The organism is Halorussus amylolyticus (assembly GCF_004143485.2).
GTDB classification, from domain to species: domain Archaea; phylum Halobacteriota; class Halobacteria; order Halobacteriales; family Haladaptataceae; genus Halorussus; species Halorussus amylolyticus.
Map to the genome: position 1 here is coordinate 81,229 of NZ_ML974130.1, position 26,150 is coordinate 107,378.

A 26,150-nucleotide genomic window follows, 5' to 3' on the forward strand; every position below is an offset into this window, starting at 1 on the left:
CCTTTTTTTGATCCACATTTTTTGAGGAGTGGTGCGTCAGCAGACCGGGCCGCCCCGCGGCCCGGTCTGCGCGCACCCGACGAGAAAAAAGGTGGAAGCCGTGGTTTAGAAGGAAACGTTCGTCTCCATCCCCTCGGTCGCGTCGTCGAGACCGTCGTTCTGGATGTCCTCGGTCATCCGGTCGGAGAGTTCGCGGTCCCGGAGCACGTTCTCGAACTCGTCGGTGAAGCGGTCGTTGACCGTTCGCTTCTCGCGCTGGGTCTCGATGACGCGGCGATAGCGGCGGACCGTGGAGGCGCTCACGTCGAGGTGGTCGGCGCACTCGGCGGCCGACGCCCCGGAGTCGAGGCGTTCGCGCAGGGCGTCGAGGTCGAAAGGGGCGTCCGTGTCGCTGTCTCGGAGGAGGTGGAGGTCGATTCGCGCGCGCGAGACCGTCTTTCCGAGCGAGGTGTCGCCGAGTTCGCGGGCGATTTCGGCGTCGGAGTCGCCAGCGTAGTAGCCCCGGACCACGAAGACGAGTTCGTCGTCCGAGAGGGTGGTCCCGAAGTCGTATCGCTCGCGCATCTCGCCGACGACGGCTACGAGACGCTCTTCGACCTCCGCCTCCGAACTCAGCGACCCGTGGGTCTCTTCCTGTTGTTCGGTGACGGTGGATTCGTCGGTGACATCGATGAAGATGTCCCGGAGTTCCTCAGTCTTCTCGTCCATGTCCTATGGTTTTTCGGGGACGCGCCCCCTACTTAAAAAACTGTCGGCGGGAGGGAGGCGCTCGGCGCGAAAACCGTCAACCGTAGGTTTCAAATCGGTTGACGAGACACCGAGCGTATGAGCACGGACACCGCATCGGTCGAGTTGGTCGGCGAGGAGACGGTCCAGAACGTCGCGCGTGCGGCGCTGTTCGCCGCGCTGACGGGCGCGTTCGCGTACGTGTCGTTTCCGAACCCCGTCTCGCCCGCACCGGTCACGCTGCAGGTGCTGGGCGTCTTCCTCGCGGGCATTCTGCTCGGCCCGGTCTGGGGCGGCGTCTCGATGGGCCTGTACCTCGTGGCGGGCGCGATCGGCGCGCCCGTGTTCGCCGGGGGCGGGGCCGGAGTCGCCGAACTGTTCCGCGAGACCGCGGGCTACCTCTGGTCGTACCCGGTCGCCGCGTTCGCTGTTGGCGCAGTCGTCCACGGCGGAGTCCAGATTCGAGACCACGCCGAACGGCACGTCGCTCGACTCGTCGGCGCGATGGCGGTCGGAACGGTCGTCATCTACGCCTCCGGGGTCGTCGGTCTCTCGGTCGTCCTCGGACTGAGCCTCCAAGAGGCGTTCGTGACCGGCGCGCTCGCGTTCATCCCGGCCGAGGCGCTCAAAATCGCGGCCGCGGTCGGCATCGTCCGGAGCGACCAGATAGCCGCGGAGTGACCCCGACCGAATCAGAGACCTACAGTAAATGATAGAGACGCGCGAACTGGTCCACCGGTACGGGGAGGTCGCCGCGGTAGACGGCGTTTCGCTGTCGATTTCCGACGGCGAGTTCGTCGTGGTGGCTGGCGCGAATGGCTCGGGGAAAACCACCTTAGTCCGCCACTTCAACGGCCTGCTCGACCCTGATTCGGGCGAGGTGCTGGTGGATGGAACGCCGGTCGCCGACGACCTCGTGGCCGCACGGACGCGCGTGGGGATGGTGTTCCAGAACCCGCGCGACGGCTTCGTCGCGGCGACGGTCGGCGCGGACGTGGCGTTCGGCCCCGAGAATTTGGGGTTGCCCCACGAAGAAATCGACCGCCGAGTCGCCGACGCGCTCGCGGCGGTCAACATGGCGAGTCGGGGAGACGACCGCATCGACTCGCTCTCGGGCGGCGAGCGCGAGCGCGTGGCCATCGCGGGGGCGCTGGCGATGGAACCGACCCACCTCGTGCTGGACGAACCCTTCACGGGTCTGGACGCCCCGGCGCGCGAGTCGGTGGTCGAGCGACTCCGTGCGCTCCGCGAGGCGGGAACGGGCGTCGTCGTCGTGACCCACGACCTCCGGGACGTGTGGGACCTCGCCGACCGCGTGGTGGCGCTTCGGGAGGGCCAAATTGCGGTCGATTCGCCGCCCGTGAGCGCGCGCGACCGACTCGCCGACCTCGGGGTTCGCGCGCCGTGACCCTCACGTACCGGCCGGGTGACTCGTTCGCTCACCGGCTCGACCCGCGAACCAAACTCGGGTTTCAGGTCGCGTTCGCGTTCGCGGCGTTCGCTCACACCACGCCGCGCGGACTGGCGGCGCTGACGCTCGTGGCACTCGGCGCGCTCCACGCGTCGGGGGTGTCGGCCCGACGAACGCTGTGGGAGTACCGGTTCGTCGCGCCGTTTCTACTCGCCGGTCCGGTGGTCGCCGCGGCGACCATCGGCCCGCCGTGGGTTCGGCCCGCGAAGGGGTTCGACACCCTGCTCGCGAGCTATCGGGTGGTGCTAGTCCTGCTCGTGAGCGCGGCGTACCTCCGGACGACCCCCGTCCGGGAGTCGCGGGCCGCGATACAGCGTCTCGTGCCGGGTCGCACCGGACGGATGCTGGGCGCTGGCGTCGGCTTCGTCTTCCGATTTCTGCCCGTCCTGCGCGCGGACCTGCGCCGGATTCGGGACGCTTCGGCGGCGCGGTTGGGCGACGAGCGACCGCTCGTCGCCCGGATGCAGTTGGTCGGAGTCGCGGGCATCGCGCGGGCGCTCTCGCGCGCTGACCGATTCGCAGTTGCGCTCCGGGCGCGATGTTTCGCGTGGAATCCGACGCTTCCCCACCTCTCGTTCTCGCGGGTGGACGTTCCGGTACTGGCGGGGAGTGTCGGACTCGTGATATGGGCGACTCTCTAAACTATAAACTTTTAGTTCGTTTTCCAGAGATGGAGGCGCGCGAGTCGGTAAAACTTAAGCGAATCGTCTTCACGGTGTAAGACATGGACACCTTCGTGTTGGCGCAGGCGGGAAGCGACGTGACCCGCCCGACGTTCTGGAAGATTGGCTACCTCGGCGAGGCCATCTTCTACTACCTCTCGGCGGTGGCGATAGCCATCTTCCTGTTCGGGGTCTACGACCGATTCTCGACCTACTCTCGGGGCACCGAGTCGTGGTTCGAACGACTCGACGACCTGCCGAGTCGAGTGCTCTCGGCCGCGAAAATCGTGTTCACGAACGAGAAGCAGTTCGACCGCGACCGCTACGCGGGCGTGATGCACGCGTTCATCCTCTGGGGCTTTCTGACCCTCCTCATCGGGACGACCATCCTCGCCATCGACATGGACATCTGGACGAAGGGGCTCGGTCAGGACTCCTTTTTCGTCGGCGACTTCTACCTCTCGTACTCGTTCGTGATGGACGCGATGGGTCTCCTGTTCGTGGTCGGCGTCGGAATGGCAATCTACCGGCGCTACTGGGTCCGAAACGCGCGCCTCTGGGGCAAGCACACCTCCACCGAGGACGACCTGTTCATCTGGTCGCTGTTCCTGCTCGGGGTCGGGGGCTACCTCACCGAGGGCGTCCGCATCCTCGGCACGAGCGCGACCCGCGACGTGTCGTTCGAGACGGTGAGTTTCGTCGGGTGGTTCGTCTACGACGTGCTCCAAGTCGCTGGCGTCACGCCCGAGATGGCTGGCGCGGCGTACCCCGCAATCTGGTGGTCCCACGCCCTGCTCGCGCTCGCGTTCGTCGCCGCGGTTCCGTACGCCAAGCCGTTCCACATGATTTCGTCCTTCGCGAACGTCGTGACCCGCGACGAGAAGGCGGGCAAGCGACTGCCGGGCGTCCCCGACGACGCCAGCCCCGACGAAATCGGTCACGGCTCCATCGAGGACTTCTCGTGGAAGGAACTGCTCGACCACGACGCTTGCACTAAGTGCGGCCGGTGTTCGTCGGCCTGCCCCGCAAAGGCGTCCGACCGGCCGCTCGACCCCCGCGACGTGATTCTCGACCTGAAACAGTACCGCGAGGACCTCGAAGCAGGGCGAACCGAGGAAAAGCCCATCATCGCCGACGGCGGCGATTCGGTCATCGCCGCGGAGACGATGGAGTCGTGTATGTCCTGCATGGCGTGCATGGACGCCTGCCCGGTCGAAATCGAACACGTCCCGCAGTTCACCGAGATGAACCGCCGACTCACCGAATCGGGCCAGATGGACCCCAACGTGCAGGACGCGATGATGAACGTGTTCCAGAACGGCAACACGTTCGGCGAACCCGACCGCAAGCGCCCCGACTGGGCCGACGACTTGGACTTCGAGATTCCCGACGCCCGCGACGAACCCGTCGAGTACCTCTGGTACGTCGGCGACTACCCGAGTTTCGACGAGCGCAACCGGAAAGTCGCCCGGTCGCTGGCGACCATCTTCGAGGAATCGGGCGTCAGCTACGGCATCCTCTACGACGACGAGCAGACCGCGGGCAACGACGTGCGCCGAGTCGGCGAGGAAGGTCTCTACGAGATGCTCGTGGAGGACAACGCCGAGGCGATTGGGGACTGCGAGTACGACAAAATCGTCTGCACCGACCCCCACAGCTACAACACCTTCCAGAACGAGTACCCCGAGTTCGAGGCGTGCGAGTGGGGCGAGGACGACGTGTTCCACTACACCCAAATCGTGGAGGACCTGTTCCGAGATGGCGCGCTCGGACTCTCGGGAACCGAACTCGACTACACCGTGACCTACCACGACCCGTGTCACCTCGGCCGGTACAACGGCGAGTTCGAGGCCCCGCGCGAAATCGTGGCGGGAACCGGGTGCGAACTCGCCGAGATGCCCCGAAACCGTGAAGACTCGTTCTGCTGTGGCGGCGGCGGTGGCGGCCTCTGGATGGACTTCGAGGAGGACCCCAAGCCGAGCGAGGAGCGCCTGCGCGAGGCCTTGCAGGACACCGACGCGGGCGAGGCCATCGAGAAGTTCGTCGTCGCGTGCCCGATGTGCATGACGATGTACGAGGACGGCCGGAAGACCGGCGGCTACGAGGACGACATCGAAGTCGTGGACGTGTCCGAACTGCTGGTCGAGGCCATCGGTGCGAAAGAGCGCGTCGAAGTCGCGGCCGACTAAGCCGCAATTTCCGCCGGAGCGAGACGCGAGACGACCCCGTCGAAGTCGTCGTCGTCGAACGCGAGGACGAAGTCGATGTCTCGATTCTTCACGAGCGCGATGGTGGAGGCGTCGGTGAAACTGAGCGCGTGGTCGCGGTAGCGTTCGAAAATCTCGATTGATTCTTTGAACAGCGTTTTGGAGACTGTGACGAACTCAACCACATCTGGATAGTCGGCTCGCCCGAGAATCCGATTTCCAGCGTGAGTCGCTTCTCGAAAACTGTTCGTCCGACTCCGGACAAGAGTGACCGTCTCGTCGTAAACGAAGTCCGTCGCGTACGGTTGACCGAATTCACCCGAAAAGACGTGCGAAAGTGCCCTCTTCGCAGTGTCGTGGTTCGTAGCTCGTTCGTTCTGAACCGCATAGAACAGCCCCGTATCGATGACCACACTCATTTCCCGTAGAGAACCTCGTCAATATCTTCTTCCGAGGTTTCAAAGCCCCAATCGCTCGTCCCCGAGAGGAACGCATCGATTTCGTCTTCCGAGAGGCCGTCCCAGTCGTCCGAGTTCACATTGGCATCGTCTCGGAACGACTCGACTAACGCCTCTTTCGAGTCGTACCCGTGCTCGACGATTCGGTCGAGGAGTTCGTCCTGACTCACTTCGCGGCCCGTTTCGGACCGAATATCGGCCTGCAGCGCCTCCAGACGAGACTTCGTCCGGTCGGAGATGTCCACTGAGGAACTCATGCTATCAGTCGATTGTCCGTTTTCGTATTTGATGCTTCGGTCGAAATGCGTCGCTCTGCGGTCGATTCAGTACGAAAGTGCGCTCGCGTGAAGTTCATTGCATGGCACGCGATGAAGTCGGCACGCGAGCGCGTTCGGTGGTACGATACGAGCGATGTTATGTCTGACGCCTTGGGCCTAGAAAATCCGGAGTGAAATTAGAGAAATCCGAGGAAGCCGAGCTCGACCGCGTACAGCGCGGCGGCCGCGAGCCACGACTGGAAGATGAGAGTACCGAGCGCCGAGAGGACGACGAACTCCCAGTCGCGCATCTCCGCGAACCCGGCCGGAACCGTGAGCATCCCCCGCGTGAAGAGGAGCGCGTTGCTGACCGGAACCACGATGCGACCCCACCGCTGGAACCACCCGTCGAAGCGGTCGAGTTGGCTCTCTTTGACCCGGAACCACTGCTTTTCGAGGAGGTACTCCCGGCCGCCGCGCTTGGCGAGCAGGAAGAGCGCGTACTGGCCGATGGTCGCGCCGACGACCGCGACGAGGATGACCGCCGCGATGGTGGCGTAGTCGGTCGCGGACTCGGCGAGGACGGCCACGCCAATCGGGACGAGACTTTCGCTCGGCGCGAAGTACAGCAGCATCGCGCCCTCCAGAATCAGGATGCAGAACAGCGCGAGCAGGCCGTACTGGTCGAGCCACTGCCGAGCGAGTTGCTCGTTGCCGACGAAGAACAGACCGACGCCGACGACCGCGAGCGCGACGATACCGACCGTGAGCAGGAGGACGCCCTTGTCCGCGAGGAACTCCCGAACCCGACTCGTCCCGGTCGCGTTCGAGAGCAACACCCCCGCGAAAAACAGCGCGGTTCCGAGAGCGAGCGTCACGTCCGGGAGCGAGGTGAGCGGAGACACGTCCATCGAATAGCCAATCAGCACGGGCCGATAAATGCGTTTTGACCCGAAACGACGCGACGACCGGGAACGACGCGGTTTTGGGACCCGACCGGTAAGAATCGGACATGAACCCCATCGACCGCCCCCGACGACTCCGACGCGACGGCATCCGCGAGATGGTCAGCGAGACCGTCGTGCGGCCCGAAGACCTCATCGCGCCCGTCTTCGTGGACGCGACGACCGACGAGCGCGTTCCCATCGAATCGATGCCCGGCCACGAGCGCGTGCCGGTCGAAGAGTCGGTCGCCCGCGTCGAGGAGGTGCTCGAAACCGGCGTCGAGTCCGTGATGGTGTTCGGAATCCCGGCGTCGAAGGACGAACGCGGGACCCGCGCGTGGGCCGACGACGGCGTGGTGCAGGGGGCGACCCGGCGAATCAAGAACGAGACCGACGCCTACGTGATTACCGACGTGTGTCTCTGTGAGTACACCGACCACGGGCACTGCGGGATTCTGGAGGAGCGCGCGAGCGAGGACGCCCGTCTTACCGTCCGAAACGACGAGACGCTCGACCTGCTCGGGAAAATCGCCACCTCCCACGCCGAAGCAGGGGCCGACATGGTGGCTCCGTCCGGGATGATGGACGGGATGGTCGGTGCGATTCGGGAGGCGCTCGACGCCGAGGGATTCGCCGACGTGCCCATCATGAGCTACGCCGCGAAGTACGAGTCGGCGTTCTACGGCCCGTTCCGGGACGCCGCCGACGGCGCGCCCGCGTTCGGCGACCGGCGACACTACCAGATGGACCCCGCGAACGCGCGCGAGGCCGTGCGTGAGGTCCGACTCGACGTGGAACAGGGCGCGGACGTGCTGATGGTCAAGCCCGCGCTCCCGTACCTCGACATTGTCCGCGACATCCGCGAGGCGTTCGACCACCCCGTCGCGGCGTACAACGTCTCGGGGGAGTACGCGATGCTCCACGCCGCCGCGGAGAAGGGATGGCTCGATTTGGAGGAGACCGCGATGGAGTCGCTGGTGTCTATTAAGCGGGCGGGAGCCGATTTGATTCTGACGTACTTCGCGGAGGACGTGGCGGAGCGGTTCTAACGAGGGCGTTCGCGCGCGCATCGCGGACGACGAACGTCACGAACCCCACTCAGACGCTCTGGACGAACGTCCGAACTCGACCGACCGAACGCCCGCTTTCTGGACGGAATACAACCTTATATCCGTATTATCCGATTTTAAACTCGACGACCGTCTACCGTACACCGGCTATTTTGGATATTTTCAACGGTTATCCTTATATGGTGCGTCGCCGTCACGACGAACCGTGACTCAGAACACGAAGCAACAGGAGTTCGCGGTTTTCCTGAACAGTCGTCCAGATGATCTGGTCGAAGTCCCGACGAGCGGAACTTCCGAAGGCGTCGAGATGTCCGAAGAAATCGAGATGTCCGGAGGTGACGCGGAGTGATGCAGTCGCCCGAAGACCTCGCGGTGCTCGTGCAGGGAATCAATCTGATGTGGGTACTGCTCGTGACGTTCCTCATCTTCTTCATGCACGCCGGGTTCGCCATGCTCGAAGCCGGGCAGGTGCGCTCGAAGAACGTCGCGAATCAGCTCACGAAGAACCTCCTGACGTGGAGCGTCGGCGTCGTGGCGTTCTTCTTCGTGGGTGCCGGACTCTCGTCGGTCGTCGGTGCAGTCACCGGGTCGGGCGAAGCCGCGATGTTCGCTACCCTCGACGGCTCCGACCCGAACGCGTGGGTCGGCTGGCTGTTCGGCGCGGTGTTCGCGATGACCGCTGCGACAATCGTCTCGGGTGCGGTCGCTGGTCGGGCGAAGCTCCGGGCGTACGTCGCGTACACGATACTGCTCGCCGCGGTCATCTACCCGGTCGTGACCGGGTTCACGTGGGGCGAAGGCTTCCTCTTCGACCTCGGTTTCGCGGACTTCGCGGGCGGGATGATAGTTCACGGCATGGGCGGCATCGCAGGACTCACCGCGGCGTACGTCATCGGGCCGCGCCTCGACCGGTACGACGACGACGGCTCGCCGAACGTCATCCCCGGCCACTCGCTGACGTTCGCGGTGCTCGGCACACTCGTCCTCGCGTTCGGCTGGTACGGCTTCAACGTCGGCACCGCCGCGACCGTGTTCTCGGTCGATGACGGGTCGCTCGCGCTCGGCGACTTCGCGTACGTCGGCCGGGTCGCGCTCAACACCACGCTCGGCATGGCCGCCGGTGCCATCGGCGCGGCCGCGGTGTCGCTGTACAAGACCAAGAAGGTCGATACGCTCTACGTCGCCAACGGCCTGCTCGCCGGCCTCGTCGGCGTGACCACGAGCGCCGACCTCGTCACGTGGTACGGCGGCATCGTCTCGGGGCTGCTGGCTGGCGCACAGCTCCCAATCGTCTTCGAGTTCGTGGAGAAGCGGCTCAAAATCGACGACGTGTGCGCGGTGTTCCCCGTCCACGGGTCGGCCGGGATTCTCGGCGCACTCGTCCTGCCGTTCTTCGCGGTCGAGGGGTTCACAGTCAATCAACTGATTACGCAGTTCATCGGCGTCGGCGTCATCACGCTCTGGACCGTCGCGGCGACCGGCGCGGTGTTCGGCGCGCTCAAGGCAATCGGCCAGGCGCGCGTGAGCGCCGACCACGAGCGCGACGGTCTCGACAGCTCCGAACACGGCGTGGACACCTACCCCGAGTTCGGTGGTCCCGAAATCGAAAGCGGTGCGCTCCGGACCGACGGCGGGGGCCTGCCGAATGACGGCAAAATCAAGCTCGTGACCGCCATCATCCGGCCCGACCGCCTCCGGGAGGTCAAGACCTCGCTCGCGCAGGTGGGTGCACCCTCGATAACGGTCACGAACGTCTCGGGTCGCGGAAGCCAGCCCGCGAAGACGGGCCAGTGGCGCGGCGAGGAGTACACCGTGGACCTCCACCAGAAGGTGAAAATCGAGTGCGCGGTCGCCGACGTTCCGGCCGACGAGGTCGTGGAGGCCATCCGCGAGGCCGCCGACACCGGAGAGCCGGGCGACGGCAAAATCTTCGTGATCCCGGTCGAGGACGCCTGTCAGGTCCGGACCGGCGTTCGCGGTACGGAAGCGGTGTAATCGACTCGCGTCCCTCTTTTAACCGCGGCGAGCGCGACGAACGGCGGAAAACGCTCGGTGACACATTCCACCGGAAACTGCCGGTGACAGAAACCCCGTCCGGGTGGACTGAAAGGGGCCGCCCGGTCGCGTGCAGTTCAGTCGCCTCAGCGACCCCTATTCGGCGCGGGCGGTGGTCACGCGAGGGTGACCTCGGAAGACGCGGTTTGTCTTCCGGCGCGGAGAGCGCCGAATATGTCGCCTGAGCGACCGTCTCGTGAGCGAAGCGAACGAGATCCTCACAAATCGAAGATTTGTGGGCTGTGGCGAATCTCCGATTCGCAACACCTCGGAAGTCGCAGCCCGCGTGGTTCGAGAGAGCTCTGCTCTCTCGTCATCCCGAAATCAGAGATTTTCGGAGACAGCGAAGCGAGCAGGAACGTCTTCCGGTGGCGACCGGGCGGGGGCTTTCTGCGTCTCCTTCGTCTGAGTTCGGACGGCAATTTGGAATGAACTGGAGAGGACCATTCTACGACGGATATCGCAGCTCGAAGCTGACTCAGACGGGCGAGGAAGTTTATCACGAATGCCGACGTATCCCGTCGCATGACCGGAAACGGCGAGACGCCCGCGGCGGAGGGCGACGAGCAGGCCGAGGAGCGACTCATGCAACTCGACCTCGGGCAGACCGTCTACGACGATGACGGCACCGAAATCGGCACGATTCGGGGGTTCGAGGAGGGCGGCTTCTTCGTCACGACCCGCGAGGGCGTCGAGCGTCTGAGCGTCGAACACGCCCGCGCGGGCCACGACTTCGGCGAGGCCGAACTCATGTGGCGGTGCACCGAGTGCGGCGAGATGGGCGAGATAGACGAGGGACTTCCGGACGAGTGCCCGAACTGCGGCGAACCCAAAGAGGCGCTGATGTACTGGACCGAGGACTAGGTGTTTCTCTCTTTAATCGGGACACAGGTGGTGTCGTTCGGTTCCGCGTTCTGCTTCGAGTTAGTAGAGTGGCGTCCGGCGCGAAGCTAGCTACTCCCGGTACCTAGAAGACCGCACAGCACCGCGACCGCGGGCCACGCGCCTCCCCAGCCGATTCCCTCACTCGCTCCTTTCAGTCGCTCGTTCGGTCATCCACCGGAAGACAAACCGCGTCTTCCGATCCTCCGGTCGCTTCGCTCCCGGAGACCTCGCGCGAATGATAGCGCGGCGCAACACGGCCGCGCCGCGCCAGCGCGCGCCGGGGTGGAACGTTCACCGAGCGACGACTATAGCACGACCAACAGTACACGACTTTTCTACCCTGCGTCCCAACCCCTCGGCATGAACGTCGTCGTGTTCGGCGCGGGAAGCCTCGGAAGCCTCGTCGGCGGCCTGCTCGCCCGCGAGCACGCGGTCACGCTCGTCGGGCGCGACCCACACGTCGCGGCGGTCCGCGAATCGGGCCTCCGGGTCGGCGGGCGATTCGACTTCGAGGTGTCGCCCGACGCGACCACCGACGCGACCGGACTCACCGCCGACCTCGCGGTCGTGACCGTCAAGGCCTTCGACACCGAGACCGCCGCCGACGCCCTCTCGACGGGCGACTACCGCGCCGTCCTCTCGCTCCAGAACGGGATGGGCAACGAGGCGATTCTCGCCGAGCGCCTCGATTGGCCTGTTCTCGCCGGAACCGCGTCCTACGGTGCGGTCCTGCGCGAACCGGGCGTCGTGGACTGCACGGGCGAGGGCGAGGTCGTCGTCGGCCCGCGCGAGGGAGGCACTTCGGCGGTCGCCGACGACGTGGGCCGGGCCTTCCGCGCGGCCGGAATCGAGACGACCGTGGCCGACGACATGCCCCGCAGACTCTGGCGAAAGCTCGCAGTCAACGCGGGCATCAACGCCACCACGGCGTTGGCACGCGTCGAGAACGGCGCAGTCCTCGACGGGGCCGCGAGAGAGATTGCGATGGCGGCGGCCCGCGAGACGGCCCGGGTCGCTCGCGCCGAAGGCGTCGAACTCGGTGCGGAGGCGGCCGTCGAAGCCGTCGAGCGAGTCGCTAGCGACACCGCCGAGAACGTCTCATCGATGCATCAGGACGTGCTTGCAGGCGGGCGAACCGAAATCGAGGCCATCAACGGCCACGTCGCGGCCCGCGCCGACCGGCACGGCGTGGCGGTCCCGACGAATCGAACGCTCGCGAACCTCGTTCGGGCGTGGGAAGACGGTCGCGACGGTGACCGGTGATAACGACCGGTCGCGTGTGGCCGAACCCCGGAGAATCGCGACCGTTCGGCTTCCCGCCACAATTCTGAGACTTCGACATACTGATTAGTGCAGGCGGCAAGCTTGAGTCATGAACGGCGCGCAGTTGCGAACGACCGCCCTCGGATTTCTCGGGACGTTCGCAATTCTCGGGCTACTGCTATACTTCGTCGGCGTCGAGGAGGTCGTCCGGGAACTCCGGAAGGCCGACCCTCGAATCGCGGTCTTCATCGTGGTCGCCGCGCTCGGGTGGCTCGCGGCGTGGGGGTTCGGCCTCCGAACCGTCCTTCACGTCCTCGGCGCGGAACTCTCGTTCGCCAAGTCGTTTCTCGTGTTGAACGGCGCGATGTTCTCGAACAACGTCACCCCGTTCGGACAGGCGGGCGGCGAGCCGGTCACGGCGCTGCTCATCTCGAAGGTGGCCGACACCGAGTACGAGCGCGGACTGGCGGCCATCGCGAGCGTCGATTCGCTCAACTTCGTGCCCTCCATCGTGCTGTCGCTCGCGGGCGCGGGGTTCTACGCGACTCAGACCCCGTTCAGCCGCCAGCTTCGAATCGCGACCGGAGCCATCGTCGCGCTCTCCATCGCGGTTCCGATTCTCGGATTCTTCGGGTGGCGAAATCGCGCCAGGGTTCGGCGAACCGTCGCGAAGATACTCGCGCCGATACTCAAGCGCGTCACGCGATTCGTCCCCGCGGACATCGCACTGAGTCGCCAGAAAATCGACGCGCGCATCCGCGAGTTCTTCGACTCGATAGAGCGCGTGGCGACGAACCGGAAGGGACTCGCGCTCACGCTCGGCGCCTCGACTGCGGGGTGGGTGTTCCAGATGGTGGCGCTGTGGCTCGCGTTCGCCGCAATCGGGTCGGCGGTGCCGTTCTCGGTGCTCCTGTTCGTGGTCCCGGTAGGCGCTATCGCGGGCGTGACGCCGCTTCCGGGCGGTGCGGGCGGCATCGAGGCGGTCCTCGTCGGCCTGCTGTCGAGTCTCCCGGCGGCGGGCGTGGAGTGGCAGACCGCGTTTACCGCCGTCGTCCTCTTCCGGGCCGCAATCTACTGGGTTCCGGTCGTCATCGGCGGCGGCGTCGTCAGCATCGTCGGCGTCGATTCGGTGTAAAAACAGGCGGTTCCGCACGCCGCGAGTCGGCTCAGTCGATGTAGCCGAGGTCCTGTAGCCGGTCTTTCGCGTCGTCGCTCATCTCGCCGAGCACGTCGTCGTCCTCGACCTCGTTCCACTCGCCGCCGACGCTTTCCTCGAACTTTGAGAGCGCGGCTTCGAGTTCGACCTCCTCGTCGCTCCCCTCGCCCCACGCGTCGTCGCGCTCGCCGGGGTCCGAACCGAGGTGGTAGAACTCGTCGGTGATGCGCTCGTTGCGGATGTACTTGGCGTCGGGACGCCGGGCCGACCGCATCCGCGAGTAGAACCGCGAGTCCTCGTCGAGCGTGATGCCCGCGTCGCTGGCCTTCTGTTCCAACTGTTTGAGTTCGACCACGGGCCGGTAGTACTCCACGAACGCGAAGTCGCCGTCGGCGAAGTCGCGGTAGTCCGCCGAGAGGAGCGACCGCGTCGAATCGCGCGGCACGGTCGAGTCGCTGGCTTCGACGCCCGTGTGGTCGAGGACGGTGTGATAGAGGTCGAGCAGTTCGACCTGCTGGTCCTCGCGCACGCCACCCTCCATCTCGGGATGCTTGACCATTAGCGGGACGTTGACGAGCGGGTCGTAGATGCAGAACTCGTGGCCGTAGAGGTCGTGTTCGCCGTGGAGTTCGCCGTGGTCGGCGCAGACGACGACCATCGTGTCGTCCCACTCGTCGTTGTCCTGCAGCCACGAGAACAGGCGCTGGAGTTGGGCGTCGATGTGTCGAATTTCGGCGTCGTACAGGCCTTCGATTGCTTCCCACTCGTCGTCGTCGATGTCGCGCGCGCCGCAGTTGTACTCCTTGGAGTTCTGGCAGACTTCGGTAGAATCGACGCCCGGCGCGAACTCGTCTCTGTACTCCTTGGGCGGGTGGTACGGAAGGTGGGCGTCCATCAGATTGATGAACGCGAAGTAGTCGTCGTCCGCGTCGTCGATGAACTCGATGGTCCGGTCGATGACTTGCGGGGTCTTCGAGTCGGCACCCTCGCCCGAAGCGGTGTACTCGTGAATCTTGTTGCCGACGCTCACGAGGTAGTCGGCGACTTTCCGGAGCGAGTCGTTGTCGTTCATCGCCTTCCACACCTTCGCCAGCGGCCCCGAGAGGAAGTCGCCGGGCATCACCTCGAAGAAGTTGTCCTGGTCGTCGAAACCGTCGGTCAGGTGGGTGTACGGCGTTATCCACGCGTTCGAGGAGTAGCACGCGGTGTCGTAGCCTGCTGCGGAGAGCGATTCGGCGAGCGTGGTCGCGCCTTCGAGGTAGGGGTTCTCTTGGCTCGCGCCGTGTTGGCTCGGGTACATCCCAGTAAACAGCGAGGCGTGGACCGGAAGCGTCCACGGTGCGGGGGCGACGGCGTGCTCGAAGACGGTCGCCTCGTCGGCGAACCGTTCGAGATTCGGCGTCGTCGGGCGGTCGTAACCATAGACCGAAAGATGACTCTTTCGAACCGTGTCCATGACCACGAACACGACGTTCCCCGCGGTAGCGTCGTTGGTCATACCCATCCGTCCAATCCCCGACGGGATAAATATCCTGATGTTAGCCGGTGTGTGAGCCGAGAATTCGAATCGCTTGCGTCACCCGCGGTCGGAAATCCGAGGCTGGCTCAGAAGGGAGCCTGCGGGCCTTCGTCGCTGTCCGAGTCGTCGTCGCTGGTTTCGCCGGGGAACGAGGGGCTCATTCCGCCGCCACCGTGACCGCCGCCCATTCCGGTGTCCGCGTGGACCTTGTTGATTTCGGGAATCTCTTTGACCATCCGGCTCTTGATGGCCTGAATCGTCATCGGCGAGATGCCACAGCCGCTGCACGCCCCGCCGAGTTGGATGCTGACTTCGCCGGTCTCGCGGTCGATGTTCTGGATGGCCGCGCTGCCGCCGTGCATCTGAATCTGCGGGAAGTTCCGACGCAGGAAGTTCGTGACCCGCTCTTCGAGGTCGTCCCCGTCGCTTTGAGTGTCGGTGCTCATGAATCCGAGTTGGTGGTCTGCGGCCTTAGGCTTTTGGTTCAATCGGTTCCGAGACTTCGAATTGTGTGAAATCAGCCGCTTCGACCGAGGGAACGACTCCGTCCCGTTCTGCGGACGTGGTCGGCGTCGAAACCGTTTTGATATCGCGATATATAATTTATCTTGCCTCCGGCAGCGAGCACGCTCGCGACCAGGTACGAACCGAACTCACCCCGCGAAACACCGCTCTCGGCCCGAAAGACCGGGCCGAAACCGAAGCGCGCGCACCGCGGCGCGAAAAATCTACTCCTCGAACCCGAAAACCCGGCGCAGTTCCGTCTCGATTTCCTCGACGTAGATGTCGAGGGTCTCCGACAGCTTCTCGTCGTCGACGAGAATTCCCTGCACGCGGTCAGTCGGATTCTCGGGCAGCTCGACCCGAAACTCCCCGTCGCCTTCGTAGAACGGCTCGCTCTCGTTGAGCACCTGCTGGTCGATAGCGTGGATGAGCTCCGAATCGTACTGGTCGTTGAGTCGGTTGAACGCGTTCTTGTACGCCTTCTGGAGTTCGTTGAAGTAGTGGACGTACTTGTCCTCGAACTTCTCGGGGTCGATGTCGGTCATACCCCGGAGTTGGTCGAGCGCGAATAAAAGTCGGGCGATGCGAACCACGACCGTCTCCATTCTCGACAGCCCGGAGTACTGTTACGTTATTTGGCCTCACGGTCGCTCCTGACGGAACAGAGTCACGGAGACCAACCGAGATGCAAGAATAAACCCTATAATACGATACAGAATACCGGTCAACAGCTTCAACTCACAGTTCTCGCGACGTTGCCGAAAACCGACCGCTATCCGAGCTGTTCGCCCACGAGTTCGTCGGCGCGCTCGACGAACTCCGACTCCGCTCCCTTGGGAATCGTCGCGCCCGCCGCGACGTTATGACCGCCGCCGTCGCCCCCGACCGCCTGCGATGCTTCGCGCATTACGACCGAGAGGTCGAGACCACGGCGGGTCAGCGAGGGCGTTCCGCGCGAGGAGACCTTCACCTCCGACACGTCGCTGTCGTCGTTGGGCTTGTGGGCGAATGCGAGTATCGGCGTTCCGCGCTCGACGCCGTCCGCACCGACCGCCATTCCGGCGATGATGCCGACGATGGTCTCGCGGATGCGGTCCTCGGCGTGGAACCATTGGAGGTGGTCCTCCTTCGTGACGCCCTCGGACTTGACCCATCGGAGTCCCTCCGAGAGATTTCGCCGGTGATTCGTGAGGAGTTTTCGCGCGCGGTCGAGCGCCTCCCCGCGGTCGCCGAGACAGACCGCCAGCCCCACGTCGGCGCGTTCGTACCGGGCGGTCGCGTTCAGCAGGGTCGAGAACTCGCTTACGTCCCGGAGTTCGGTTCCCTCGGGTTCGGCGGTCAGGGTGTAGGTCGTCCCGATGAGACCGTCGATTCGGTTCGCGCTGACGCCCTTCGAGACCGCGCGCTGGACGAGCGCGCTGGCGACCGTTTGGCGCTCGTCGGCGGTCAGGTCCACCCATCGTCGCCAGTCGCCCCCGTCGGCTTGGAGGTCGATGTCGAGACCGTCGAGGAACCGAATCGCGCCGTTCTGATTGTTCGAGATGCCGGGGATGTACACGTCGCTCGCGTACTCCAGCAGTTTCGGGAGCGGCCGGGTCTGCTTGCCGTAGAGCGCGAGGTCGGTGCCGGTGTCGAGGACGCCCGCCTCGACGCCCTCCGCGACGATGTTTTGATTCGCGCCGACGAGTTCGCCGCCGGTGGTCTGCATGTCACCGACTGCCCCGACTACCGCGAGCGCCGCGAGGTCGCGGGAGTCGCCGTCCGGAGGTTCGAGCGCGCGTGCGAGCACGTAGCTCGCGCCCGCGCCCGACAGCTCCGAGGAGCCGTCGATGTCGAACAGCAAGGGATTCAGATGAAATTCGGTGTCCGCGTCGGCTGGCTGGTGATGGTCGGCGATGACCGGCGTGAAGTCGCCCGCCACCTCGTGGTCTGCGATGATGTCCAACTGGCCGCTCCCGAAGTCGGTGAACAGCACGGTGTCGTAGTCGGTCGCCGCGATGGCCGCGACCTCCTCGGCGTCCAACTGCTTGCTGAAGACGGTCTCGAACGGGATACCCGCACGTTCGAGCGCCGAGGCCGCGACCGCGGCGCTCGTCAGGCCGTCGGCGTCGATGTGGGACGCGAGCAACACGTCGTCGGCCTCGCGGAGGCGGTCGGCGCACGCCGTGGCGCGCTCCGCGAGGGCGGGAACTGGACCAGCGGAAGCCATTCGGGAGTGGGTAAGTCGGTATCACTTATAAAGTTCGGCTATCGGTCGGGGAGGTGTGTGGCTCGTGATTCTCGTACGCGTCCGGAGTAGCTACCATCGGGCCGTTTGCGTTCCTGTCGGTCGTGTCGCTCCGAATCGGCGTTTCGCGCGGACTCCATCGTCTGAATTCCTGAACTGACCACCCGACCACGAGACGCACGGACGCTAACAACTATATGGCGTCCCTCCCCATCCCTCGGCATGAGCGACGAGGACGCCGACCCGTGCAACGACTGTGGCGACCCCGTATCCGACGCGCTGGCGCGCACCGTTCGGCTCACCGTGGACCGCTCGCAGATAGACAGCCAGCGACTCTGTCCCGAGTGCTTCGCCGACTGGATAGACCGCTACGAAGACGAGATGCAACCCGACCCCGACCACGCGGTCATCGAGGACGGCGACACCGACATCATCGTGGATTAACGAACCCCTCCATTTCAGGTGGAAACCGTGGTTCTGCGTGGAATTTTTGAGCAAAACTGCCTTAATAGGACTATAAATATAGTGTAAAATATGTCTGTGTAGAAGTCCGTACTCCTCCGTATCGACGGTCGTCGAACCCCTTGGTTTCGGGTGTACGACCGCAAGACTGCGATGGGTTCGACCGGAGTTGCGTCTCTTACGAAACCGACCCCTGTGTGGGAATCATTTTCAAGGGAGTTTGATCTACACTGGACTTGAGAGCTCTGGAGATTCGCGGATTACTAATTCAACGAACGAAGCTAGCTATCACTTGAGCCAATGAGTTCCGCACCGCCACCGCAGACCACACGCCTCCCCAACCGACTGCGGTCCTCGGTCAGCCGCTCCCTTCGGTCGCTTCTTCCCTGCGGTCCTCATCCCTCGCGCGTTTTGGGCGCAACGCCAAACGGCGGCGTTGCGCCAGCGCGCGCCGAGATGAAAGGGCCGACCTCTCGTGTTGGAATTACAGAAATTCCCTATTCGTCGTTCTCCCCATCCTCGTCCTCGCCCGCCGACAGTCCTTCGTCGCCGCGCTCCAGCGCCTTGGGCACGTCGTGGTGGTCGGAGTAGCCGTCGAACCACCGGACGATGCGTTCGAGGCGGTCCACGACGTGGCCGGGTTCGCCGCTCCGGGAGAGTTCGTGGCCCTCGCGCGGGTAGCGCACGAGTCGGGTCTCGACGCCCTGTTTCTTGTAGAGCAGGTAGAGCATCTCGGCGTTGTTCACCGGCACGCGAAAGTCGTTGTCGCTGTGGACGAGCAGGGTCGGCGTCTCGACTTCGCTGGCGTGGGCCGCGGGCGAGAACTCCCAAAGGAACTCCGGGTCGTCCAGTGGCGTCGTGTCGAAGTCCCACTCCACGAGCTTGAAAGCGTCAGTCGAACCGTAGAAACTGTTGAGCTCGTAGACGCCGCGCTGGCTGACCGCGCCAGCGAAGCGGTCGGTGTGGCCGACCAGCCACGTCGTCATGTAGCCGCCGTAGCTTCCGCCCGTGACGAACAGATTGTCCTCGTCCACGTACTCCCGACTCGCCACCTCGTCCACGCCCGCCAGAATATCGTCGGCGGCGACCGGCCCCCAACCACCCTCGCCGACCGCGGCCATGAACTCCTCGCCGTACCCCGTCGAACCACGAGGGTTGCACCAGAAAACGACGTACCCCCGCGCCGCGAGGAGTTGGAACTCCTGCCACATCGTCCCGCTGGTGGACCACATCGAGTGGGGGCCGCCGTGGATTTCGACCGCGAGAGGGTACTGCTCGTCCGAATCTCGCGGCGTTGCCGCTCGACTGTCCGCGGAACGGGGTTCCGCGCTTTCAAAGTCGGGCGGCGTCAGCACCCATCCTTGAATCTCGTCGCCGTCCCCGCCCTCGAATCGAATTTCTTCGGGCTGGCAGACGGCGCGGTCGTCCAGATACTCGCTGTTGACCCGCGTCAGCCGTCGGGTCTCCGCGCCGCCGAGCGTCGAGACGAACACGTCGCCGGGGTGGTCCCACTCGGACTCGACGAACGCCACCGCGCTCTCGCCGACTGTCGCGCCCGAGACGTGGCCGTCGCCGACCACTTTCTCGGGGTCGGCGCTCCCGTCCCCCGGCGCGCGCCAGACGGTCACGTCGCCCTCGTCGGGCGTCGTGAAGTAGAGGTCCTCCTCGTCGGGACCCCACTGGAACGCCATGTCCGCCGAGACCGTGCGGTCGAGCGTCTCGGTCGGTCTCGTCACGTCGCCCGTCTCGCGGTCCAGCACCTCAATTTCGGATTGGCGGAGCGTCGCGTTCTCCGCGGGTGTGTAGGCGTACGCGAGTCTGCCATCGCTCGTGGCCGCGAGGCTCGCGCCCCACCCGGTCGTCTCGACGACAGTTTCGGTCTCCTCGCCGGCGTCGAGGTCGTACTCCGCGATGTCCACCTCGATGTTGTCGTCGGGGTCGCCGGTTCGCTTGACGCCGTAGTAGAGCGTCGTCTCGTCGGCCCACTCCGGACCGGAGTAGTCGTAGTCGCCGTCGGTGAGTCGGCTCACGGAGTCGTCGCTCAAGTCCACTACGTACACGTGCGCGCGCCGCCCGTCGAAGTACCGCTCGCCCGCCCGGTACACCATCCGGTCGATGACGCGCGGGTCCGGTTCCTCGGGTTCGTACTCCTCGCCGTCGAGACTCGTATCCCGACCCTCTTCGCGGTCCTCTTCGGTGGTCTGCTGGACGAACGCGATTCGGCGTCCGTCGGGCGACCACGCGATTTGGGAGACCCCGCCCACTACGTCGGTGACCTGTCGGGCCTCACCGCCGTCGGTCGGGAGTACCCACAGTTGGGGCCTGTCGTCGTCCGCGCCGCGAGTGCTGACGAACGCGAGGCGGTCGCCGCTCGGACTCCATCGCGGTTGGCTATCGACGCCCTCCGAGACGGTGAACTGTCGGGGTTCGTCGCCACCGACCGGAACGGCGTACACCGTCGCCTCGTACTCGTCGTCGGCTTTCGGGACCTTCCGAACGAACGCGACCCGCTCGCCGTCGGGCGAGATTCGCGGGTCGCTCACCTGTGCGATTTCGTGATACTCGTTCGCACGAATCGTTCTCATACCCTTCAAATGCCAGCGAGCCGATAACAGGATTTCGATTCGGACCCTCTCGGTCGGTATTCGCGCGTACTCGACGAAATTTCGGATGTACCTCCCGTTTCGGGCACAGAGGCAGGACGACGCCGTCGAGAAATGCGAGATTTCCCTCGATTCGCGTCGAAAGCACGCGATTCCCACGACGGATTCCGAGGAATTCCGGGGTTTCGACAGTGGAAACGTCCGATTTCGGTCTCGAAGCGTCAATAGGTATATGCCGCGTGGCGAGTACGTAATCTGTCATGGTGGGGGACACCAACAGACGAGACGTACTGAAGACGACAGGAGCCGTCGGCCTCGCCGGACTCATCGGATTCTCCGGCACGAGTCTCGGGCAGGACCAGCGCCTCTCGTGGCACGCCGGCGGGACCGGCGGGACGTACTTCCCGCTGTCGAACGAGTTCAAGACGGTCATCGAAGAGAACACGGACTTCACGATACAGGTCCAATCGACCGGCGCGAGCGTCGAGAACGTCGGGAGCCTCGCGCAGGGGGACGCCGACTTCGCGCTCATCCAGAACGACGTGGCCTTCTTCGCGTACAACGGCACCGGTATCGAGGACTTCGAGGGGAACGCAATCGAGGGCCTTCGCGGGGTCGCCACGCTGTATCCGGAGACGATTCACGTCGTGACACAGCCCGATTCGGACATCGAATCGATTTCTGACCTGGAAGGTGCGACCATCAACACCGGCGACCTCGGGAGCGGGACCCAGGTCAACGCGCTCCAGATTCTCGAATCCGTGGGCATCGAGAGCGGCGACTTCAACGAGCAGAACACCGGGTTCTCGCAGGCGGCCGACCAGCTCCGGGACGGCGACATCGACGCCGCGTTCGTCGTCGGCGGGTGGCCGCTCGGCGCTATCGAGGAACTGGCGACCACTTCCGACATCTCCATCGTGGAGATTTCGGGCGACTCCCGCGAGCAAATCCTCAGCGCGTCCGAGTGGTTCGCCGAGGACACGATTCCGGGCGGGACGTACAACGGCGTCGAAGACGACGTGCCGACCGTCGCGGTTCAGGCGATGATAGCGACCCGCGAGGACCTCGACGCCGAAACGGTCGAGACGGTCACGCGCGCCATCTTCGACAACGCGGACCAACTCACCATCAAGACCGACTTCATCAGCGAAGACTCGGCGCTCGACGGCATGTCCATCCCGCTCCATCCGGGTGCGAGAGCCGTCTTCGGCCCCGCGACGACCGCGGAAGGCGAGGGCAACGAGACCGACGCGGGCACGACCACGGGAGTGCCGGAAACCGAGACGGGCGACGAAACGGACACCGAGATGGCCGAGACGACGACCGAAAGCTGACGTGATTCGACTCCCCCTCGCGCTCGGCGCGTGCCTGCTGGTCGTGTCGGTAGCGGGCGCTAGCGCCGTCGATACGGGGGTCGGCGCTATCGAGGGCGTCGGCGACGTGGACTCGGATAGCGAGCGCGACCGCCTCCTCGTCGTCGCGGACGCCGAGACCGGAGACCGCCTCCTCGCGGTCCCCGTCTCGGGGGGAACCACGGTCGCGCTCGATTACACTCACAGCGTCGAGAAGACGCCGGTACGCGACGTGTACGAGGTCAACGACACCGAACTGGAGATGGTTCGAATGGAGTTCGAGTCGTTCGGCGCGGGCCTTCCCTCGCGGGCCGACGTGAACGTCACCGAGAACGGAACGTTCGTATTCGACCCCGAGGGGAGCTACGACCACCTCTACGTCGCGCCGGGGGACGTCGCGGGCCACGAACTCGTCGTGGCCGACCGGCGGTACGACCTCGTCGCGCTGTCCGACGGGCACTCGGTCGATATCCACGTCGCGAACCGGTCGTCCGCGACGACTGTCCATCCGACGACCACGCGACTTCAGTGACATGAGCGAGAAGCCAGCCACCGACGGGGGAACGACGGACGGCGCAGTATCCGACGCCGACCAGCAGGAACTCATCGAGCAGTTAGAGCGCAGGCGGTCGCCGCGGGGCCTCCTCGCGGTCGCGGTCTCGATAGTCGCAATCTCGTTTTCGGCGTTCCAGATGTGGCTGGCCGCTCGCGGTTTCGAGTTCGCAGCGACCCTGCCGGTCGTGGGGGCGGTCGAACTCGTATCGCTCCAACTCCTCCAAGTGAACGCCATCCACGTCTCGTTCGCGCTCGTGCTGTCGTTCCTGCTCTTTCCGCCCTCGACCGGAGACGGCTTCGTCTCGCGCCGACTCGCTCGCGTGGTGCCCGCGCTCCGCGACCGATTCGGCGACGACAGCGCGGCCGCGCGAGTCGGCGAGCGCGGCCGCAGCGCAGTCCGGTGGCTGTTCATGGACCCGAACCGTCGGCGCGTGACGCCGATAGACTGGCTGTTCGTGGTGTTCGTGCTCCTGTCGGCGTCGTACATGATAACCGGGTTCGACGAAATCCGACAGATGCGGGCGCTCGGCCTCGGCGTCGGTCGGAGCGTCCGCGAGGTGGTTCCGTTCCTCTCGCCGGTGTTCGACGTACTGGCGGCAGTCGGAATCGGCATCGGCGACACCTCCTACGCGTTCGCCCTCGGGGCTATCGGCGTCCTGCTCGTGCTGGAAGCGACCCGGCGCGCGCTCGGCGTCTACCTCATGGTCATCGTCGCGTCGTTCATCGTCTACGCGCGGTGGGGCTACCTCATCCCGTTCGGCGCGCCGTACGTCGGCGTGCTCTCGATTCCGCCGCTCGGGTGGGACAGCATCATCCAAAATCTCTGGTACAACACGGAAAACGGCGTGTTCGGGATTCCGGTCACGGTGAGCGTCAGATTCATCTACATCTTCATCCTGTTCGGCGCGTTCCTCGAAATGAGCGGCGCGGGCAAGTGGTTCATCGACCTCGCGTACTCGGTGACCGGCCAACGAAAGGGCGGTCCCGCGAAGGCGAGCATTATCGCCAGCGGCTTTATGGGCACCATCAGCGGGTCGTCCATCGCGAACACCGTGACCACGGGCGCGTTCACGATTCCGCTGATGAAGCGGTCGGGCTACTCACCGGAGTTCTCCGGCGCGGTCGAAGCGTCGGCGTCGTCGGGCGGCCAGATTCTCCCGCCCGTGATGGGCGCGGCCGCGTTCCTCATCGTGGAATACACGCTCACGCCGTTCGCCGACGTGATTATGGCGGCCGCGATTCCGGCAATCGTGTTCTTCTTCGGCGTCTGGGTGATGGTCCACCTCGAAGCCTCGAAGCGAAACATCGGCGGTCTCACGACCGAAGACATAGTCTCGTGGCGACCCCACCTCGCCCGCGGGTGGTTCTACCTCGTTCCGCTCGTCCTCCTGCTCTACTACCTCATCGTCGAGCGCCTGTCGGTGGCGCGGTCGGCGTGGTTCACGCTGGTCGCTATCGCGGCGCTCATCGCGCTCGTCGCGGCGTACAGCGACGAGACGCGTGCGCCGCTGCTCGGAACCATCGTCGGTATCTTTCTGCTGGAAACCGCGGCGTTCACGGCGACCGGCGCGGGACTCGTGGCGACGGTCACGGGCGCGGCACCCGGTACCGGACTCGCTCCGGCCGCGGCGCTCGCGGCCGCGGCCGGAAAGCTCGGTTGGCTGACGCTCGCGGTCAGCCTCGTCACGATGCTCGTTCGACCCCACGGCGACGCACCGCTGTTGGACTTCGACCCGCAGGTCGATACCGCGGTGTCGGCCGCGGCGAACGCGCTTCGACGGCCGAGTCTCGCCGAAAATCGACCGTTCCAGTTCGGCAATTTCATCCTCAAGTCGATGGATTCGGGCGCGCGGACCGCGACCGCGGTCGTCATCGCTGTCGCGGCCGCAGGCGTGATTCCGGGCGTCATCAGCGTGAGCGGTCTCGGCCCGAATCTGACCTCGCTCATCCGGACCATCGCCGGTGGCTCCATCGTCATCCTGCTCGTACTGACCGCCGTCTCCTCTATCATCCTCGGGATGGGGATGCCGACCACCGTGACCTACATCATCCTCGTCTCGATGCTCGGCCCGGCCATCAGCGAGTTCGGCATCCCGATTCTCGCGGCTCACCTGTTCATCCTCTACTTCGGCGTCATCGCCGACATCACGCCGCCGGTCGCGGTCGCGGCCTACGCCGCGTCGGGCATCGCCCAATCCGACCAGTTCGAGACCGGAGTGAAGGCATTCTCTCTCTCGCTCAACAAGGCCATCGTCCCGTTCGCGTTCGTGCTGACCCCCGGAATCCTCCTGCTCCGGGGTGTGGGCACCGGACAGGAGGTCAGCGTCATCGGCTTCTCGGACGTGGCGGACCTCGGCTACTTCGTCCCCGAGGTGCTGATTCCGGTCATCGGCGTGTTCGTCGGCGTCGTCGCGCTCGGCGCGACCATCATCGCGTACCTCTACACCGATGTAAATCGAGTCGGTCGCGTGCTGTTCGCGGTGGCCGCGCTCTTGCTAATGGCTCCGCTCCTGCTGTTCGGTGCCACCACGGGACTGCTCTCGGTGCTCGGGGTCGCCCCCGGTCTCGAACCCGGCGCGTTCGACCTCGTACTCCGGGCGGTCGGCGCGGTGCTGTTCGGCGCGCTCGTGTTCCGAAACCGACGCCGGGCGAACACCGAGCGGGCGGCCGAGCGGGGAGAGACGACCGAGGCGGCCTGATTACACTAACCCTGCGAGTTCCATCGCGCCGAACAGCAGGTCGCCGTAGGTCAGCGCCACCGCGGTGCCCACGAACAGCGGGACGACGAACGGGATGCCGGGCGAGACCCACACCTCGTCTTCGGTCGCGAGCACGTCGAGACCGTCGCGGAGTTTCTCGGGCGTCGTCCCGTAGGCTCCGTGGTCGATGTCTTCGAGGAACGCCGCCGCGCCCCACGGGTCGTCTTCGGGGGCGCTCTCGGACGTTCCCCGAGAGTCGGCTTCGGACGCGGCGACTTCAGAGGAAGTCGCCGCGTCCGCCGCGACCTCCCCACCGTCGGCGCGAACCTCGACCGCGCCGTCGGTCGGAGGGTTCGGTTCCGCGGGCAGGGTCGCGGGGTCGCGCAGGCGGTCGGTGCGCTCGCGCAGGTCCGCGAGCGCGACTCCGCGCCACCGGAGGTACATCCGAATCGCGTCTAAGTCCACGCCGTTTCGAGTCGTGCCGTCGGGCGTCTCCAGCAGGCGGCCGTGTTCGGTCGGAATCGCGTCCCACCGGACCGGCTTGCCCACGAACATTACCGACGAGAACCGTCCCGTCGCGGCGTTTCGGACGAGGACTGAGAGCGGGTAGAGCGCGCCGAGGAGTACCGTGTTCGTCAGGATGGTGAGCGAGAACACGCCGAGCGCGGTCTGCTGGTGTGGCAGATGCCAGCTCAGAACCTCGTACGTCGGGAACGTCGGGAACAGCGCGGCGACGACCAGAAACGCCTTCGCGTCCGCACCGCCGAACGCCCGAAACCACCAGAATGCGACGACGAGGGGCGCGACGAAGCCGAGGCTGACGGCGGCCCGAATCCAGAAGAACTCGGGGGCACCGGGCGCGCCGGTCCACGCCTGCCAGGTGTCCCACGCGAGCAGGACGACCGCGAGCGCCGCGAGCGGGTACCACGTCCAGTTCGGAATCCGGCGAGTCTTCACGTCGCGGAACGCGGCCCACCCGAAGACGGGGACCACGAGCAGTCTGAGGAGGTCGGGAATCGAGGCGTCGATTGGGGTGGCCATCGGGGTTTGGTTCTCCGTGTGCGAGGTTAGTTCC

General features: G+C 65.3%; 24 protein-coding genes. 14 read left to right on the top strand and 10 right to left on the bottom strand.

Annotated elements, in window-relative coordinates:
- Nucleotides 1-105 precede the first annotated feature (105 nt).
- A complete protein-coding gene (locus EKH81_RS00410) occupies nt 106-708 on the bottom strand; it encodes a helix-turn-helix domain-containing protein (RefSeq protein WP_132059266.1) in 603 nt (200 codons plus the stop codon).
- Between the two features lie 117 nt (nt 709-825).
- Here EKH81_RS00410 and EKH81_RS00415 point away from each other — a divergent pair, with 117 nt between their 5' ends.
- The 4 genes from EKH81_RS00415 to EKH81_RS00430 all read left to right on the top strand — a co-directional run bounded on the left by EKH81_RS00415 (nt 826) and on the right by EKH81_RS00430 (nt 5,048).
- Nucleotides 826-1,407 (top strand): biotin transporter BioY, encoded by a 582-nt coding sequence (locus EKH81_RS00415; RefSeq protein ID WP_132059267.1) that lies wholly within the window; start codon nt 826-828, stop codon nt 1,405-1,407.
- Between the two features lie 28 nt (nt 1,408-1,435).
- The gene (locus tag EKH81_RS00420) at nt 1,436-2,134 is read left to right on the top strand and encodes an energy-coupling factor ABC transporter ATP-binding protein (protein ID WP_132059268.1); all 699 of its coding nucleotides are present in this window, start codon (nt 1,436-1,438) and stop codon (nt 2,132-2,134) included.
- A complete protein-coding gene (locus EKH81_RS00425) occupies nt 2,131-2,838 on the top strand; it encodes an energy-coupling factor transporter transmembrane component T family protein (RefSeq protein ID WP_132059269.1) in 708 nt (235 codons plus the stop codon). The genes EKH81_RS00420 and EKH81_RS00425 overlap by 4 nt, the downstream gene beginning before the upstream one ends.
- An 83-nt stretch (nt 2,839-2,921) precedes the next feature.
- Nucleotides 2,922-5,048: a (Fe-S)-binding protein gene (locus tag EKH81_RS00430; protein WP_132059270.1), complete on the top strand. Its 2,127-nt coding sequence runs from the start codon at nt 2,922-2,924 to the stop codon at nt 5,046-5,048.
- On the opposite strand, the gene EKH81_RS19945 is transcribed toward EKH81_RS00430, so the two are convergent.
- The 3 genes from EKH81_RS19945 to EKH81_RS00445 all read right to left on the bottom strand — a co-directional run bounded on the left by EKH81_RS19945 (nt 5,045) and on the right by EKH81_RS00445 (nt 6,509).
- Nucleotides 5,045-5,485 (bottom strand): type II toxin-antitoxin system VapC family toxin, encoded by a 441-nt coding sequence (locus EKH81_RS19945; protein WP_132059271.1) that lies wholly within the window; start codon nt 5,483-5,485, stop codon nt 5,045-5,047. The two genes, EKH81_RS00430 and EKH81_RS19945, sit on opposite strands and share 4 nt — an antisense overlap.
- Entirely contained in the window at nt 5,482-5,781 is a 300-nt protein-coding gene (locus EKH81_RS00440) for a hypothetical protein (protein ID WP_132059272.1), read from the bottom strand. The genes EKH81_RS19945 and EKH81_RS00440 overlap by 4 nt, the downstream gene beginning before the upstream one ends.
- 197 nt (nt 5,782-5,978) lie before the next feature.
- Entirely contained in the window at nt 5,979-6,509 is a 531-nt protein-coding gene (locus tag EKH81_RS00445; RefSeq protein ID WP_238392110.1) for a DedA family protein, read from the bottom strand.
- Nucleotides 6,510-6,793: 284 nt separating this feature from the next.
- On the opposite strand from EKH81_RS00445, the gene hemB reads away from it, so the two are divergent.
- From hemB to EKH81_RS00475, 6 genes are all read left to right on the top strand, one after another.
- The gene (gene hemB / locus EKH81_RS00450) at nt 6,794-7,774 is read left to right on the top strand and encodes a porphobilinogen synthase (protein WP_132059274.1); all 981 of its coding nucleotides are present in this window, start codon (nt 6,794-6,796) and stop codon (nt 7,772-7,774) included.
- A gap of 226 nt (nt 7,775-8,000) precedes the next feature.
- Entirely contained in the window at nt 8,001-8,144 is a 144-nt protein-coding gene (locus EKH81_RS00455) for a hypothetical protein (protein ID WP_162224332.1), read from the top strand.
- Nucleotides 8,144-9,790 (top strand): ammonium transporter, encoded by a 1,647-nt coding sequence (locus EKH81_RS00460; RefSeq protein ID WP_132059275.1) that lies wholly within the window; start codon nt 8,144-8,146, stop codon nt 9,788-9,790. The genes EKH81_RS00455 and EKH81_RS00460 overlap by 1 nt, the downstream gene beginning before the upstream one ends.
- A gap of 585 nt (nt 9,791-10,375) precedes the next feature.
- Nucleotides 10,376-10,714, top strand: coding sequence for a DUF7130 family rubredoxin-like protein (locus EKH81_RS00465; protein WP_132059276.1), 339 nt, complete (start codon nt 10,376-10,378; stop codon nt 10,712-10,714).
- A gap of 381 nt (nt 10,715-11,095) precedes the next feature.
- The gene (locus tag EKH81_RS00470) at nt 11,096-11,998 is read left to right on the top strand and encodes a ketopantoate reductase family protein (RefSeq protein WP_132059277.1); all 903 of its coding nucleotides are present in this window, start codon (nt 11,096-11,098) and stop codon (nt 11,996-11,998) included.
- Between the two features lie 109 nt (nt 11,999-12,107).
- Entirely contained in the window at nt 12,108-13,133 is a 1,026-nt protein-coding gene (locus EKH81_RS00475) for a lysylphosphatidylglycerol synthase transmembrane domain-containing protein (RefSeq protein WP_132059278.1), read from the top strand.
- Nucleotides 13,134-13,164: 31 nt separating this feature from the next.
- Here the strand turns inward: EKH81_RS00475 and EKH81_RS00480 are convergent, their stop codons facing one another.
- From EKH81_RS00480 to EKH81_RS00495, 4 genes are all read right to left on the bottom strand, one after another.
- Nucleotides 13,165-14,652 (bottom strand): sulfatase, encoded by a 1,488-nt coding sequence (locus EKH81_RS00480; RefSeq protein WP_132059279.1) that lies wholly within the window; start codon nt 14,650-14,652, stop codon nt 13,165-13,167.
- Between the two features lie 107 nt (nt 14,653-14,759).
- Nucleotides 14,760-15,119: a NifU family protein gene (locus tag EKH81_RS00485; protein ID WP_132059280.1), complete on the bottom strand. Its 360-nt coding sequence runs from the start codon at nt 15,117-15,119 to the stop codon at nt 14,760-14,762.
- A 282-nt stretch (nt 15,120-15,401) separates the two neighbouring features.
- A complete protein-coding gene (locus tag EKH81_RS00490; RefSeq protein ID WP_132059281.1) occupies nt 15,402-15,722 on the bottom strand; it encodes a DUF5783 family protein in 321 nt (106 codons plus the stop codon).
- 227 nt (nt 15,723-15,949) lie between these two features.
- The gene (locus EKH81_RS00495) at nt 15,950-17,386 is read right to left on the bottom strand and encodes a RecJ family nuclease (RefSeq protein ID WP_132059282.1); all 1,437 of its coding nucleotides are present in this window, start codon (nt 17,384-17,386) and stop codon (nt 15,950-15,952) included.
- 240 nt (nt 17,387-17,626) lie between these two features.
- Here EKH81_RS00495 and EKH81_RS00500 point away from each other — a divergent pair, with 240 nt between their 5' ends.
- Nucleotides 17,627-17,848, top strand: coding sequence for a DUF7569 family protein (locus EKH81_RS00500; protein WP_132059283.1), 222 nt, complete (start codon nt 17,627-17,629; stop codon nt 17,846-17,848).
- A gap of 515 nt (nt 17,849-18,363) precedes the next feature.
- Here the strand turns inward: EKH81_RS00500 and EKH81_RS00505 are convergent.
- Nucleotides 18,364-20,451 (bottom strand): S9 family peptidase, encoded by a 2,088-nt coding sequence (locus EKH81_RS00505; protein ID WP_132059284.1) that lies wholly within the window; start codon nt 20,449-20,451, stop codon nt 18,364-18,366.
- Nucleotides 20,452-20,729: 278 nt separating this feature from the next.
- Between EKH81_RS00505 and EKH81_RS00510 the strand changes: the two genes are divergently transcribed.
- From EKH81_RS00510 to EKH81_RS00520, 3 genes are read left to right on the top strand one after another with little or no spacing between them, the layout of a single operon-like run.
- A complete protein-coding gene (locus tag EKH81_RS00510) occupies nt 20,730-21,803 on the top strand; it encodes a TAXI family TRAP transporter solute-binding subunit (RefSeq protein WP_132059285.1) in 1,074 nt (357 codons plus the stop codon).
- 34 nt (nt 21,804-21,837) lie between these two features.
- Entirely contained in the window at nt 21,838-22,353 is a 516-nt protein-coding gene (locus EKH81_RS00515) for a DUF1850 domain-containing protein (RefSeq protein WP_202935050.1), read from the top strand.
- A gap of 1 nt (nt 22,354) precedes the next feature.
- Entirely contained in the window at nt 22,355-25,075 is a 2,721-nt protein-coding gene (locus EKH81_RS00520; RefSeq protein WP_132059286.1) for a TRAP transporter permease, read from the top strand.
- Here EKH81_RS00520 and EKH81_RS00525 read toward each other — a convergent pair whose 3' ends face one another.
- Complete coding sequence (locus tag EKH81_RS00525; protein ID WP_132059287.1) at nt 25,076-26,116, bottom strand: A24 family peptidase; 1,041 nt, start codon at nt 26,114-26,116, stop codon at nt 25,076-25,078.
- Between the last annotated feature and the right edge of the window lie 34 nt (nt 26,117-26,150).

Coding starts and splice junctions, on each gene's coding strand:
- EKH81_RS00410 (WP_132059266.1), bottom strand. CDS start 708: ATGGACGAGAAGACTGAGGAACTCCGGGACATCTTCATCGATGTCACC.
- EKH81_RS00415 (WP_132059267.1), top strand. CDS start 826: ATGAGCACGGACACCGCATCGGTCGAGTTGGTCGGCGAGGAGACGGTC.
- EKH81_RS00420 (WP_132059268.1), top strand. CDS start 1,436: ATGATAGAGACGCGCGAACTGGTCCACCGGTACGGGGAGGTCGCCGCG.
- EKH81_RS00430 (WP_132059270.1), top strand. CDS start 2,922: ATGGACACCTTCGTGTTGGCGCAGGCGGGAAGCGACGTGACCCGCCCG.
- EKH81_RS19945 (WP_132059271.1), bottom strand. CDS start 5,485: ATGAGTGTGGTCATCGATACGGGGCTGTTCTATGCGGTTCAGAACGAA.
- EKH81_RS00440 (WP_132059272.1), bottom strand. CDS start 5,781: ATGAGTTCCTCAGTGGACATCTCCGACCGGACGAAGTCTCGTCTGGAG.
- hemB (WP_132059274.1), top strand. CDS start 6,794: ATGAACCCCATCGACCGCCCCCGACGACTCCGACGCGACGGCATCCGC.
- EKH81_RS00460 (WP_132059275.1), top strand. CDS start 8,144: ATGCAGTCGCCCGAAGACCTCGCGGTGCTCGTGCAGGGAATCAATCTG.
- EKH81_RS00465 (WP_132059276.1), top strand. CDS start 10,376: ATGACCGGAAACGGCGAGACGCCCGCGGCGGAGGGCGACGAGCAGGCC.
- EKH81_RS00470 (WP_132059277.1), top strand. CDS start 11,096: ATGAACGTCGTCGTGTTCGGCGCGGGAAGCCTCGGAAGCCTCGTCGGC.
- EKH81_RS00475 (WP_132059278.1), top strand. CDS start 12,108: ATGAACGGCGCGCAGTTGCGAACGACCGCCCTCGGATTTCTCGGGACG.
- EKH81_RS00480 (WP_132059279.1), bottom strand. CDS start 14,652: ATGACCAACGACGCTACCGCGGGGAACGTCGTGTTCGTGGTCATGGAC.
- EKH81_RS00485 (WP_132059280.1), bottom strand. CDS start 15,119: ATGAGCACCGACACTCAAAGCGACGGGGACGACCTCGAAGAGCGGGTC.
- EKH81_RS00490 (WP_132059281.1), bottom strand. CDS start 15,722: ATGACCGACATCGACCCCGAGAAGTTCGAGGACAAGTACGTCCACTAC.
- EKH81_RS00495 (WP_132059282.1), bottom strand. CDS start 17,386: ATGGCTTCCGCTGGTCCAGTTCCCGCCCTCGCGGAGCGCGCCACGGCG.
- EKH81_RS00500 (WP_132059283.1), top strand. CDS start 17,627: ATGAGCGACGAGGACGCCGACCCGTGCAACGACTGTGGCGACCCCGTA.
- EKH81_RS00505 (WP_132059284.1), bottom strand. CDS start 20,451: ATGAGAACGATTCGTGCGAACGAGTATCACGAAATCGCACAGGTGAGC.
- EKH81_RS00510 (WP_132059285.1), top strand. CDS start 20,730: ATGGTGGGGGACACCAACAGACGAGACGTACTGAAGACGACAGGAGCC.
- EKH81_RS00520 (WP_132059286.1), top strand. CDS start 22,355: ATGAGCGAGAAGCCAGCCACCGACGGGGGAACGACGGACGGCGCAGTA.
- EKH81_RS00525 (WP_132059287.1), bottom strand. CDS start 26,116: ATGGCCACCCCAATCGACGCCTCGATTCCCGACCTCCTCAGACTGCTC.